Source organism: Pseudomonas sp. ACN8, from assembly GCF_002303925.1.
Taxonomy (GTDB): domain Bacteria; phylum Pseudomonadota; class Gammaproteobacteria; order Pseudomonadales; family Pseudomonadaceae; genus Aquipseudomonas.
In genome coordinates this window covers 97,672-110,662 of record NZ_MRCS01000018.1, presented here as the reverse complement: position 1 = coordinate 110,662, position 12,991 = coordinate 97,672, and the positions used below count along the sequence as shown (strand labels likewise).

Annotated in this window: 12 protein-coding genes; 10 read left to right on the top strand and 2 right to left on the bottom strand. The window is 60.5% G+C overall.

Translation table 11 applies throughout. The annotated features are described in order from the left end of the window. Positions 1-510: 510 nt before the first annotated feature. The 6 genes from BSF44_RS30685 (at position 511) to BSF44_RS12600 (ending at position 5,646) form a co-directional block, all read left to right on the top strand. Positions 511-645 (top strand): hypothetical protein, encoded by a 135-nt coding sequence (locus BSF44_RS30685; protein WP_256355847.1) that lies wholly within the window; start codon positions 511-513, stop codon positions 643-645. A 298-nt stretch (positions 646-943) separates the two neighbouring features. After that, positions 944-2,440 (top strand): methyl-accepting chemotaxis protein, encoded by a 1,497-nt coding sequence (locus BSF44_RS30935; protein WP_095943786.1) that lies wholly within the window; start codon positions 944-946, stop codon positions 2,438-2,440. A 319-nt stretch (positions 2,441-2,759) separates the two neighbouring features. Further along, on the top strand, positions 2,760-3,953 hold the full coding sequence (locus tag BSF44_RS12615) for a Fic family protein (protein ID WP_095943785.1): 1,194 nt from the start codon (positions 2,760-2,762) through the stop codon (positions 3,951-3,953). A gap of 125 nt (positions 3,954-4,078) precedes the next feature. Next, positions 4,079-4,483 (top strand): antitoxin Xre-like helix-turn-helix domain-containing protein, encoded by a 405-nt coding sequence (locus BSF44_RS12610; protein ID WP_057714235.1) that lies wholly within the window; start codon positions 4,079-4,081, stop codon positions 4,481-4,483. Then, on the top strand, positions 4,477-5,169 hold the full coding sequence (locus BSF44_RS12605; protein ID WP_095943784.1) for an RES family NAD+ phosphorylase: 693 nt from the start codon (positions 4,477-4,479) through the stop codon (positions 5,167-5,169). The genes BSF44_RS12610 and BSF44_RS12605 overlap by 7 nt, the downstream gene beginning before the upstream one ends. A 153-nt stretch (positions 5,170-5,322) precedes the next feature. Further along, entirely contained in the window at positions 5,323-5,646 is a 324-nt protein-coding gene (locus BSF44_RS12600; RefSeq protein WP_095943783.1) for a hypothetical protein, read from the top strand. A 64-nt stretch (positions 5,647-5,710) separates the two neighbouring features. On the opposite strand, the gene BSF44_RS12595 is transcribed toward BSF44_RS12600, so the two are convergent. Both BSF44_RS12595 and BSF44_RS12590 read right to left on the bottom strand, forming a co-directional pair. Then, positions 5,711-6,124, bottom strand: coding sequence for a cupin domain-containing protein (locus tag BSF44_RS12595; protein ID WP_095943782.1), 414 nt, complete (start codon positions 6,122-6,124; stop codon positions 5,711-5,713). Positions 6,125-6,168: 44 nt separating this feature from the next. Beyond that, positions 6,169-6,921: an SDR family oxidoreductase gene (locus BSF44_RS12590; protein ID WP_095943781.1), complete on the bottom strand. Its 753-nt coding sequence runs from the start codon at positions 6,919-6,921 to the stop codon at positions 6,169-6,171. Between the two features lie 259 nt (positions 6,922-7,180). On the opposite strand from BSF44_RS12590, the gene BSF44_RS12585 reads away from it, so the two are divergent. The 4 genes from BSF44_RS12585 to BSF44_RS12570 all read left to right on the top strand — a co-directional run bounded on the left by BSF44_RS12585 (position 7,181) and on the right by BSF44_RS12570 (position 12,976). Continuing rightward, positions 7,181-8,770 carry a winged helix-turn-helix domain-containing tetratricopeptide repeat protein gene (locus tag BSF44_RS12585; RefSeq protein ID WP_095943791.1) on the top strand — a complete coding sequence of 530 codons (1,590 nt, stop codon included), beginning with the start codon at positions 7,181-7,183 and terminating at the stop codon, positions 8,768-8,770. A 269-nt stretch (positions 8,771-9,039) separates the two neighbouring features. Continuing rightward, entirely contained in the window at positions 9,040-10,413 is a 1,374-nt protein-coding gene (locus BSF44_RS12580) for a glutamine synthetase family protein (RefSeq protein WP_095943780.1), read from the top strand. 7 nt (positions 10,414-10,420) lie between these two features. Next, complete coding sequence (locus BSF44_RS12575; RefSeq protein ID WP_095943779.1) at positions 10,421-11,812, top strand: aldehyde dehydrogenase family protein; 1,392 nt, start codon at positions 10,421-10,423, stop codon at positions 11,810-11,812. Positions 11,813-11,815: 3 nt separating this feature from the next. Beyond that, the gene (locus tag BSF44_RS12570) at positions 11,816-12,976 is read left to right on the top strand and encodes an iron-containing alcohol dehydrogenase (RefSeq protein ID WP_095943778.1); all 1,161 of its coding nucleotides are present in this window, start codon (positions 11,816-11,818) and stop codon (positions 12,974-12,976) included. The last annotated feature ends 15 nt before the right edge of the window (positions 12,977-12,991 follow it).

The window sequence follows — 12,991 nt, the reverse complement described above, 5'->3', positions numbered from 1 at the left end:
GAAGCAGCATCTTGAGTAATGCGGCTCTGCGTTCAGGTGAATAGTACGGCACGACCAGTCTCTTTCCGCCCCCGATGTGCTTTTTTAGGAAAATTCGGAGAGGCGACAACTATCCTGACACCGGGGGTCCCCTTTGTTTTTCATCCACTTCTATTGCCGTGAGTTTTCGGGTTTCGGCCATGGACCTTCGGATTTCGACTTGTTATCGAGCTCCAGATTGTCACGGTCGTTTTGTAGCATGGCTCATCCCTTCGGGCTTGCTGTTCAAAAGGTTCTCCCCGAACGGCCGGTGATCCCCCCCTTTTCTGCCCGGTCAATATTTCCCGTTTTTCACTTTTGGAATAGTGGGTTACTCCTGCCGAAGTTGTAGGCAGAATCCGAGAATGGAGCCGAAAAAGCCGATCGCTCACAACACATCCCCCAAAGTGCCAATCGACCCCGCCCACAGTCGATTAGCTAAACTTCATGAGTAAAGCACTTCGCGAAACCCTGAACCTCAGGAGGCGAACCATGAGCAAGCAACCTCAACCCCAAAGCCGTTCCAACCCCCAGCCCAGATCCCGCCCGCTAGTGCCGAACCTGCCGAGCAAAACCGGCAACAAGTCCGGTGGCTTGCGCGGCAACTATCCGCCGAAGAAGTCGTAATGCCCTCGGGTGTACGACAGGCTTTGCAACGGAGCCTGTCGTACTCCTGTCACTTCGGCATTACTTGCCTCTATATCGGACATTGTTTTCCACAAGCGACGTCGTACCTGTCCGGAATGATGGCCAAGGGCTACGCTCTCCACGGCATCTCGAATACACCTCGACCATGTCGCCAACAGATTCACATCCCTGACTCTGAAAACGTCTGCTCCTTTAACAACGCATCCAAGCCTTCGCGATGTCCCGTGTTGCCATAAACCCTGCTTTTTTCTGGCTCATTTACATGGAGTAAGCGTACATGCCCTTCCCCCCTCGTTTCCTCGACCACTACCGCAAAGCCGACCGCATCATGCTGGGCCTGGTCTGGCTGATGTTCGCTTTCGCGGTGGGCCTGGCGTTCTGGCACGACACGTTCAAGCAGGCGTTGCTGGTGGGCGGTGGTACCAGTGTGTTGTTGACGCTGTTGTATCGCGCCATCGGCGGGTCGCGGTGGATGCGCTGTTTGCTGGGCGTTGGCTTGATGGTGATGGCGGCGTTGCATATCAATCAGGCCGAGGGGGTCATTGAGTCGCACTTCGGGATTTTTGCGTTGTTGGCGGTGTTGACGTTTTATCGGGACTGGCTGCCGATCCTGGTGGCGGCGGTGACGATTGCGCTGCATCACGTGGTGTTTCAGGTGCTGCAGCATCAGGGTTTTCCGGTGTTTGTGATGGCCCATCACGGTGGCTGGACAATGGTGTTCGTTCACGCCTTTTACGTGGTGATGGAGACGGTCGCGCTGCTCTATCTGGCGCTGCACAGTCAGGCCGATGCGGTGGAGAGCCAGGACATGCTGGACACGATGCTCGCCACCACGTCCCAGTTCACCACTGGTGCCGACCAGGGTGACAAGGCGCAGGTGCATGTGTCGCTGGCGCAGCGCTTCGATCAGTTCCTGGGGCAGATCACCGCGCTGGTGGACGGTGTGGTGCGTGACTCTCAGGGTCTGGGTCAGTTGGGCCAGGAGTTGGCCAAGGCCAGCAACACGCTGGAGAAAGGCGCGAAGCATCAGTTGACGGAAATCGCGCAGATGACCGGGTCGATGCAGCGCATGGGCGCTGCGATGGAGCACATCGTGGTGCATGTCGAGCATGCCGTTGAACATGCCGGCCAGGCCAGCGCGCAAGTCACCCGAGGGCAGGAAAGCGTGAACCGTGCGCGGCAGGAAATCACCCAGCTGGCCTCGCGCCTGGAAGGCACCAACCAGACCGTGCAGGTACTGGCCGGGCAGGCGCAGCAGATCGGTACGGTGCTGGAGGTGATCAGCAGCATTGCCGATCAGACCAACTTGCTGGCGCTCAACGCCGCTATCGAAGCCGCCCGCGCCGGCGAGCAAGGCCGGGGTTTTGCGGTGGTGGCCGATGAAGTGCGCAGCCTGGCGCAGCGCACGGCGGTGTCCACCAAGGAAATCAGGACCATCATCGAGGCCTTGCAGCAAGGCAGCCGCAAAGCCGTGGAGGCCATGCAGGACAGTCGCGAAGGTGTGGAGCGCTGTGTCGAGGACAGTCAGTTGGCGGCGGCAATGTTGCAGGCCGTCGGCAGCGACATCTCGCAGATCGATGAACTCAATGGGCGAATTGTCACGACAACCCGTGAACAGTCCTCGGCGAGTTTCGAGATTGTCGGGCGCTTGCAGTCGGTGCAGAGCATTGCGCAGAACACGGCGGATGACGTGGAAACGCTGGCGCTGAGCAGTCGACAGTTGCCGCCGATTGCCACTCGGCTGGATGCGTTGGGACGCACGTTTCATCAGTGATGCAGCCGTAGGCGCGGTGTTTATTCCCAATGGGAAAAATGGCGGGTAACCCGCAGGCCAGGCAAGTTGCAGGCGCTACTTGAGGGCGCCGCAGCGAAGTAATTGAATACGAGCACCTAATAGGCGCCGTATTTGTATTCGCTGGCGATTGGCATTCCAGAACCCTGGAGTTTTTTCAAAAAAATTGTGAAATAAAATGTGAAGTACGTTCAATTAAAAACCCTCACAACCTCACATAAAACCCAACAAAATAAGGCTTGTTAAACGATCACCTATGTGAAATAAATTGTGAAGTCAATTTCTGACGACACGAACTGCCATGTCCTTAATCACATCGAAATCCTGGCTGGACCCGGTTCTCCCTGAGTCGTTACCCCCATCGATCATTGATCTTGCGGATGCGTTGCCCAGAAAGACCCGGTTTCTAGCCGGGCGACTACCGCCTGAAACCGCTGCACGGCTCGGCCGTCTCCTGCAAATCACCAATACGTACTACTCGAACCTGATCGAAGGGCAATACACCGAGCCTGCCGATATGCAGAAAGCACAAACGGCGCCGGTCAAAGATCGCAAGCGACTCAAAAGCCTGGCGGTTGAACAAATGGCGGTGCAAGCCTTGTTTGAGCGGACGTTGCGCCAGCGGGGCCCTTTTAGCTGGGGCGACATGTTCGCACCCGAGTTCGTGAGCGCTACGCATAACCGGCTTTTTCGCAGAGCCAGTGACGCAGAACGTACGCTGTCAGATGGCTCAATAATGCAGCCCGGCATACTTCGGTCGGTCACGGATCAAAACGTAATCGTCGGCAATCATGATGCGCCGGACGCTTCAGTTGTCGAGGCGATGCTACGACACCTTCAGTCAGGGTTTGGCCGGCAGACGGACCCTCGCCGCCAGCTGATTTCTTCGCTTGCCTACCACCATAGGCTCGCCTGGGTTCACCCCTTTACCGACGGCAATGGACGGGTTGCACGGCTGATCACTCATTTGCAGTTGGTACATCTGGGGCTGGAGCCTACCCTCTGGTCACTGTCACGCGGCCTTGCACGACGGCATCAGGACTACTACAGCGCCCTGACCATGGCCGACCGCCCACGAGAAGGTGATTTGGACGGACGGGGACAATTGTCCCAGCGACGTTATTTCGAATTCATTGAGTTCATGCTGCAGGTTTGTCACGACCAGGTCGACTACATGATTGCCGCGGTAGACCCATCCCAATTGCGTGAACGCGTAATACGCGCGTTTCGCTACAACGAGAGACTTCTACAGCAAGGTATCCGTCCGGAAAGTGCACCCGCGATCATCGCGTTAATCACCCAAGGCAGCTTGCCGCGCAATGAAATCAAGACGTTCACAGGCCTGACACCGCGCCCGGCAATCGACGAGTTATCCAGGCTTATAAAAGTCGGTCTGGTAGAAAGCCGGACGCCAAAATCCAGAATCGTGACCCCCGGCCTGCCCGCCTGGTTTGCACAGGATGTTTTTCCAGACCTACATCGACGGTTTCAGTAACACATAGCCTCAGCAAAATCGCGGCCCATGCGTTGGAACGCCAGGTCCACCCGTCGCACCAACATTGCTCTACAGACTCATTAAATCTACATTTGAATCTATAGATGCAACCAAAGGACACAAACATGGCCGTCCCCCTGCAACCTCAATCCTTCAGCAAAAACCAATGCGTCACCGGCCTGCGCGCCGCCGTGAGCATTCTGGAAAAGTGGAAAGCCACCAGCGACCAGGCCTGTCGCATCCTGCGTATTTCCCGCAGCACCTACACCCGCGCCCGTCAGCGTGACCCGGATTGGGCGGTGGCGCTGGATGCGGATCAGATGCAGCGCATCAGTTTTGTGCTGAACATTCACGCGACGTTGCGGCTGGTGTTCGACAACCCGGACAACGTCTATGGCTTTGCCTCGATGGCCAATGACAACGAGTTTTTCAACGGGCGTTCGCCGTTGGAGATCATGGCCCAGGGCGACATGATTTCGTTGTACGAAACCTTCCGCCGCATCGACATGCTGCGGGGTGCGCAATGGTGATGGCGAGTGAGTTGGCGGTGTTTGCCGCTCAGTCGTTGCAGGCTTATCGCCTGGTCAATTCGAAGTTTCCGCCCATTGCGTTGTTTGATGATGTGGCGGATGCGGACGAGTTCGAGGTGTTGTTCGAGATTCAGGCATTGACCAATCCGCGGTTGAAGAATGAGGTGGGTCAGCTGGAGTTGATTGCGCGCAGCGAGATACCGTTCGGCATTCCCGGTTGCTCCTACGCCATCGCGCCCTTTACCCACGTCAACCCGGCGGGTTCGCGTTTCAGCGATGGGCGTTTTGGCGTGTTGTACCTGGCGGACTCGATGGAAGCGGCGCTGGCCGAGGTGCGGCATCACCAGGCGCTGTATTGGTCGAGGGTGCCGAGCCTGAGCTATGAGCGGTTTGTGTTTCGTGGGTTGGCCTGCGTTTTTGGCGATGGCGGGATGAAAGACGCTACGGCCCTGCCGATGAGTGATCCGGTGTACGCCCCGGACGACTACAGCCATTCCCGTGTGCTGGGGCGCGCGGTGCGGGATGGCGGTTGTCCCGGTTTGCGTTATCACTCGGTGCGGATGCCGGGCAGTCATTGCTGGGCGTTGATGACGCCGAGGCCGGTTTCGTCGATTGTGCAGGCGGCGCATTACGAGATGGTCTGGAATGGGCAGATCACCAGCGTGAGCCAGATCAGCCAAGCCTGATTGCCTCGCCACAAAAACATGGTGCTTGCAGGCGCGGTGTTCGATCCATTGACTGCATCGATAGTCACCATCATTTCAATGAAGTTCTCTTAAAAAATCCCCGGCGTAACATCTGCTCCATACCAACCCATAAGCACCCCGGAGCACACCATCATGAAACGCCAAACCCTCCTCAGCATCGCTTTCTCGGTTTTCGCCGTTAACGCTTTCGCGACAAACTCTGTTCAACCTGCGGTCGCTGAAGGCGGCTCGGACCGTCTGATTGAAAGCCGTGTGGCCGAGGGTGGTTCCGATCGTCTGATCGAGAATCGCGTGGCTGAAGGTGGCTCGGATCGCCTGCTGGAAAAACGTGTTGCCGAAGGTGGCTCCGACAAACTCCTGCAAAACCGCGTCGCTGAAGGCGGCTCCGACAAGCTTCTGCAAAACCGCGTCGCTGAAGGCGGTTCGGATCGTCTGATCGAAAGCCGCGCTGTCTGAATGCAGTGCTTGACCGCAGGACTCAACGAAAAGCCCGGCCTCAACAGCCGGGCTTTTTCGTGGCTCACTGTTTGATGGGTGTGACGAGTACCTTTTCCTCAGTGTCGAGGACGAACACCGCCAACAGGCGTGCCGGCTGGGTGTCGCTGGCGTTGGCGCTGACCAGATGCACGGAACCCGGCTCCTCTACGAAGTTTTCACCGACGTTGTAGATCTTTTCCGGTTCGCCTTTAACCTTGATGCGAAACGAGCCCTCCAGCACTGTTGCATAGATGAAGGCCGTTTTCGGATGGGTGTGGGCCGGCGACGCGGCACCCGGCCCATACTCGACGACCACGCCCCTCATGCTCTTGCCAGGGATGTTGGGGATGGGACGGTCGAAGACCACCGTCACCTTGCCGGGGGGCGGCTCGGCGGCCGATGCGGCGCTGATCGAGAGCGCGGCGAAGACAGCGGCCATTAGCAATCGGGTAATCATGGGATCTCTCCTGGATTGGTAGGGAAATGTGAGGGTGCGATCCGTTACTGCGCCGTCGACCGGGCCAGCCAGTCGTCGAAGCGGATCGCTCCCAGGCGTGCGTTCTTGCCGGTGACCAGCGATTGATCGTTGAGCACGGCGCCGAAGTAGCGCGCATGCACGTCCGGCACGACCTTGCGGTTGTCCTGGGTCGCCCGCAGATAGCGTCTGGCCAGTTCGTCGATCGGCATGGTTTCCGGGCCGCCGACTTCAACGGTGCCATTGAGCGGAGCCGCCAGCACGACATCGGCCAACGCCGCCACCACGTCGTCGGACGCAACCGGCTGGATCAGCGCTGGCGAAGCATGGATTTCCTCGCCAACGGCGAACGACTGGACAATGCCGCCGGCAAACTCGGAGAACTGCGTGGCACGCACAATGGTGTAAGGCATGCCGGACGCCTTGATAAGGGCCTCCTGCGCGACCTTGGCCCGGAAATAGCCGGTATCGGGTAACCGTTCGCTGCCGACAATCGACAAGGCAACATGATGACCAACCCCGGCAGCGGCTTCGGCGGCCAGCAAGTTACGGCTCGACGTTTCAAAAAAATCGAGAACGGCCTGGTCCTCCCACGATGGCGCGTTCGCCACGTCGACCACCACATCAGCGCCATCCATCGCTGCGGCCAGGCCTTCGCGGGTGATGCTGTTCACGCCCGAGCTGGGGCTGGCGGCGAGTGCGTCATGGCCGCGCTCGCGCAGGGTGTTCACAAGTTTCGATCCGATGAGGCCGGAGCCTCCGATGACGACGATCTTCATGACTTTTCTCCACTTGTCGACTGCAACCATTGCGTCGGTGTAGAGAGATTGCCTGCGCGCACCAGGCAAGTCCTTGTTCCGGGCTTGGGTTTGCCTTGGCGAACGCTTGGATTTATGTCCAACGCAGAGGCTGTTCGTCCAGCATTCCCTGGCGCGGACGGTGCAGCGGGTGTCGAGCTGCCGTATCATCTTCCCCCAGTTACCAACCGCCAGCCGCCTGGGACACGGAGTTGAGGGCGCTTCGCAGGGGATGCTCATCTTGTCATTCGCGTTTGAAGATTACGTACTCGATCAGGAGCGCCGTGAGCTGACCTTGCGCGGGCAGGTCGTGGCCGTCGGCCCGCAGGTCTTCGACCTGTTGCTGCTGTTCGTCAACAATCCCGATCGCGTCGTCAGCAAGGACGAGTTGCTCAAGTCGGTGTGGGGCGACCGGATCGTTTCGGAATCGACGATCACCAGCCACATCAATGCGGTGCGCAAGGCCATCGGTGATACCGGTGAGGAGCAGCGTCTTGTGCGCACCGTCGCCCGCAAGGGCTACCGCTTCGTTGGCCGGATCAACGGCGCCATGACCGGGGAAGCGCGACAGCCCGATAGCGATGAACGCCCGAGCGCTGCCCCGAAGCAAATCCCCTCCTCTACGCTGGTCCTGCCGGAAAAGCCCTCGATCACCGTCCTGCCCTTCCAGAACCTGAGCGGCGATCCGGAGCAGGAATATTTCGCCGATGGCGTGGTGGAGGACATCATCGCCGCCCTGTCGCGTATCCGCTGGCTGTTCGTGATCTCGCGCAATTCGAGCTTCACCTACAAGGGGCAGACCGTGGACGCCCAGGGCGTCGGCCAGGCGTTGGGTGTGCGCTACGTACTCGAAGGCAGTGTGCGCAAGAGCGGTAACAGGCTGCGCATTACCGGGCAACTGATCGATGCGACGAGCGGGACGCACATCTGGGCGGAGCGCTTCGAAGGCCTGCTCGATGACATCTTCGAGCTGCAGGACCAAATCACCGAAAGCGTCGTCGGTGCTATCGCGCCGCAACTGGAACGGGCAGAAATCGAACGCGCCAAACGCAAGCCGACAGAAAGCCTGGACGCCTACGACTATTACCTTCGGGCCATGGCAAAACTGCACAGCGGCAGCCGGGAAGCCATCGAGCAGGCGCTGCCGATGTTCTACCAGGCCATCGAACTCGACCCGGAATTTGCTTCGGCCTATGGCATGGCCGCCTGGTGCCACTTCTGGCGCAAGCTCAATGGCTGGATGGACGATCGGCCCGCGGAAATCGCCGAGGGCATACGGCTGGCGCGCCTGGCGGTGACCCTCGGCCGCGATGATGCCGTCGCGTTGACCCGGGGCGGACATGCGCTGGCTCATCTGGCCGGTGAAGTCGACGCCGGCATTGCACTGCTCGACAGGGCGCGCCTGCTCAATCCCAACCTCGCCCCCGCGTGGTTCCTGGGTGGCATCCTGCGGGCGTTGCACGGTGAAACAGACGCCGCCATCGAGCATTTGAACCATGCCGTTCGCTTGAGTCCGCTGGATCCGGAAATGTTCAGGATGCAGGTCGGGATGGCGCTCTCACATTTCTTCGCCGGGCACTTCGATGCCGCTGCGCACTGGGCGGAAAAGGCACTGGGCAACCTGCCCAGTCTGCTTATCGCGGCGGCACTGGTGGCGGCCAGTCATGCGCTCGGCGGTCGAATGGATAAAGCGAACCTGGCGATGCAGCGTCTGCAAAAGCTCGATCCCTCCTTGCGCCTGGGTACCCTCAAGGGCTGGTTGCCAATCCAGCGGCCTGAAGACTTCGCCCGCTTCGTCGATGGACTGCGACTGGCTGGCTTGCCGGAGTAAAGGCGGCCCACCTTACCCTGTGGGAGCGAGCCTGCTCGCGAAGGACTCAAGTGCGCCGCGTTTAGCCAGTAGTCACGCGTAATCGTTAGCGACCATCGCGAGCAGGCTCGCTCCTACAGGGGGGCAAAATTCACACATTGCAACCGTAGGCTAAGCTTTGATCAACTCGTTGCTCACGATGCTCGGTTCTGCAGGTTTTGGGTTTTTCTGGAGAGCGTCTGCAACAGCTATCCCAGACTGGCCCAAACCTTTCACGCAGGATTGCCGTGATGACCGAGCCCCTCCTCAGCTTTGATGCACTCAAGCGCGCCGCGGCTGCCGGCGAAATCGATACCGTACTGGTCTGCATGGTCGACATGCAGGGACGCCTGGTCGGCAAGCGCTTCCAGGTCGAGTTTTTCATCGACAGCGGCCATGAAGAAACCCATTGCTGCAACTACCTGCTGGCCGACGACATCGACATGGAACCGGTGCCGGGTTACGCCGCGGCCAGCTGGAGCAAGGGCTACGGCGATTTTGTGCTCAAGCCTGACATGTCCACCCTGCGGCGCGTGCCCTGGCTTGAATGCACGGCGCTGGTGCTGTGTGACGTGCTCGACCATCACCATCGCCAGGACCTGCCCCACAGCCCTCGGGCGATTCTGAAAAAGCAGGTCGAGCGCCTGCGCGAGCGTGGTTATACCGGCATGTTTGCCTCGGAACTCGAGTTCTATCTGTTCGATGAGAGCTACGAGGCGATCCACCAGCGCAACTATCACAAACCGAAAACCGCCGGCCATTACATCGAGGACTACAACATCCTCCAGACCACCCGTGAAGAGCCGGTGCTGCGGGCGATCCGCAAGCACTTGCAGGCATCCGGCATTCCCGTGGAAAACTCCAAGGGTGAATGGGGCCCGGGCCAGGAAGAGATCAATATCCGCTACGCCGACGCCATGACCATGGCCGACCACCACGTCATCATCAAGCACGCCTGCAAGGAGATCGCGCAGTTGCAGGGCAAGGCGATCACGTTCATGGCCAAGTGGCGCTACGACGCCGCCGGTTCCAGCAGCCATATCCATAACTCGCTGTGGGACAAGAACGCCAAAAAGCCGCTGTTCTTCGACGCGAAAGCCGAGTTCGGCATGTCGAAACTGATGCGGGCCTGGGTCGCCGGGCAGCTCAAGTACGCCAACGACATCACCTGTTTTCTCGCGCCTTATATCAACTCCTACAAGCGCTTCCAGGCTGGCACCTTTGCGCCCACGCGGGCGGTCTGGAGCCGCGACAATCGCACCGCCGGCTTTCGCCTGTGTGCCGAGGGCAGCAAGTCCATCCGCATCGAATGCCGCATCGGCGGCGCCGATCTCAACCCCTATCTGGCCTTCGCCGCGCTAATCGCGGCGGGTTTGGCAGGTATCGACGAGAAGCTCGATCTGGCGCCGCCGTTCGAAGGCGACGCCTACCTCGACGAGCATTTGCCGGAAGTGTCCAAGACCCTGCGCGAGGCAAGCGCCGCCCTCAAGGCCTCAAGCATGTTGCGCGAGGCGTTCGGCGATGAGGTGGTCGAGCATTACGTGCATACCGCCGAGTGGGAGCAGAAAGAGTACGACCGGCGAATCACCGATTGGGAATTGCAGCGCGGTTTCGAGCGCTACTGAGAACATCATGACTGCGAAGGTGCAACTGATCTCCCCTGTCGATGGCCGGGTGTACGTCGAACGCGATCTTGCCGATGCGACGCAAGTCGAGCAAGCGCTGACGGCGGCTGCCAGCGCACAGGCGTCATGGCAACGCCGATCACTGAGCGAACGCGCGGCATTTTGCAGCGCTGCGGTGGACGCGATGCTGTCGATGCAGGTCGACATCGTGCCGGAGCTGGCCTGGCAGATGGGCCGCCCGGTGCGTTACGGTGCCGGCGAACTGCGCGGTTTTGCCGAACGCGCCCGGCACATGATCGCCATCGCACCGCAGGCCCTGGCCGCTATAGAGCCGGAGCCCAAGGCGGGTTTCCAGCGCTATATCAAACGCGAGCCGCTGGGCACGGTGCTGGTGGTCGCTCCGTGGAATTACCCCTATCTGACGGCGGTGAACACGATCATCCCGGCGCTGATGGCCGGCAACAGTGTGATCCTCAAACATGCATCGCAAACCCTACTGGTGGGCGAGCGTTTTGCCGAGGCCATGCGTCGCGCAAAGCTGCCCGAAGGGTTGTTCCAGAATCTGCTGCTCGACCATGTGTCGACCGGGGCGATCATTGCTGCCGGGCGCGTGCAGCAGGTGAACTTCACCGGTTCCGTGGAAGCTGGCAAAGTCATGGAAAGCGCCGCCAGCGGACAATTTCTCGGCATGGGCCTGGAGCTCGGCGGAAAGGACCCGGCCTATGTCCGGGCAGACGCCAACCTTGAACACGCGGTGGAAAATCTGGTGGACGGCAGTTTCTTCAATTCCGGGCAGAGTTGCTGCGCCGTGGAACGCATCTACGTCGACCAGAAAATCTACCCGGTGTTTGTCGAGCGCTTCGCCGAACTGACCCGCCAATACGTGCTGGGCAACCCGTTGGACGAAGCCACCACCCTCGGTCCGTTGGTGACGCCGGGCGCCGCCTTCTTCGTTCGCGGCCAGATCGCCGAAGCGCAGGCCCAGGGCGCGACAGCGCTGATCGATCCGAAGTCCTTTCCCGCCGACGTGCCGGGCAGCGCCTACCTGGCACCGCAAGTGCTGGTGGACGTGACCCATCAAATGTCGGTCATGCGCGACGAAAGCTTTGGCCCGGTGGTCGGCATCATGCCGGTGGCCAGCGATGAAGAAGCCATCGCCTTGATGAACGACAGTGAGTTCGGGCTCAGTGCGTCCATCTGGACCCGGGACCTCGCAGCGGCCGAACGCCTGGGCAACGAGATCGCCACCGGCACGGTGTTCATGAACCGCTGCGATTACCTGGACCCGGCACTGGCCTGGACCGGCGTGAAGAACAGCGGGCGCGGCGTCACCCTGTCGTCACTGGGCTACGAACACCTGACCCGGGCCAAATCCTTTCATCTGCGTCACGAGGTGTAGACCATGAACCTGACAGGAAACTGGAACTACCCCACCAGCGTTCGTTTCGGTGTCGGGCGCATCGCCGAACTGGCCGAGGTCTGTCGCAGCCAGGGCATCCAGCGCCCCTTGCTGGTGACCGATAGCGGCCTGGCACGCGCGCCGATCACCACGGCGGCGCTGGACGCATTGCGCGCCGCCGGTCTTGGCGTGGCGCTGTTTTGTGACCTCAAGCCCAATCCGGTGGAAGCCAACCTGGCCGGAGGGCTCGATGCCTGGCGTGCCGGCCAGCACGACGGCGTGATCGCTTTCGGCGGTGGCAGTGGCCTGGACATGGGCAAGCTCATTGCCTTCATGAGCGGCCAGACCCGTCCGGTCTGGGACTTCGAAGACATCGGCGACTACTGGACCCGCGCGGACGACAGCCGCATCGCCCCGGTCATTGCCGTGCCGACCACGGCGGGCACCGGTTCCGAAGTCGGTCGCGCGGCGGTGATCATCGACGAGCGCACCCACACCAAACGCATCATCTTCCACCCGAAAATGATGCCCTGCGTGGTGATCAGCGATCCGGCCCTTACTGTCGGCATGCCGGCGAAAATCACCGCCGGCACTGGCATGGATGCGTTATCCCATTGCCTGGAAGCGTACTGCGCCCCCGGCTTTCATCCCTTGGCCGATGGCATTGCCGTGGAAGGCATGCGCCTGGTGGCCAACTCACTGGTGAAGGCGGTACACACCCCGTCGGACCTTGAGGCCCGCGCGCAAATGCTCGCGGCGGCGGCCATGGGCGCCACGGCATTCCAGAAAGGCCTGGGCGGGATGCATGCGCTGTCCCATCCGGTGGGCGCGCTGTACGACACCCATCACGGCATGACCAATGCCACCTTCATGCCCTATGTGCTGCAGTTCAATCGCTCGGCCATCGAGGAGCGCATCACCCGCCTGGCCGCGTACCTGCGCCTGCCCTCCCCGGGGTTCGACAGCTTCCTGGCCTTCGTCCTCAAGCTGCGCAAGGACATCGGCGTGCCCCACACCCTGGTTGAACTGGGCGTGGATGACCGGCAGGCCGACCTGATCGCCGACATGGCAATTGTCGACCCTTCCGCCGGCGGCAACCCGCTGCCCTTGACCCGGGACGGCGTGGCAAAGATTTTCGACTCGGCGTTTCACGGCCGTCTGTAGGAGCGAGCTCGCTCG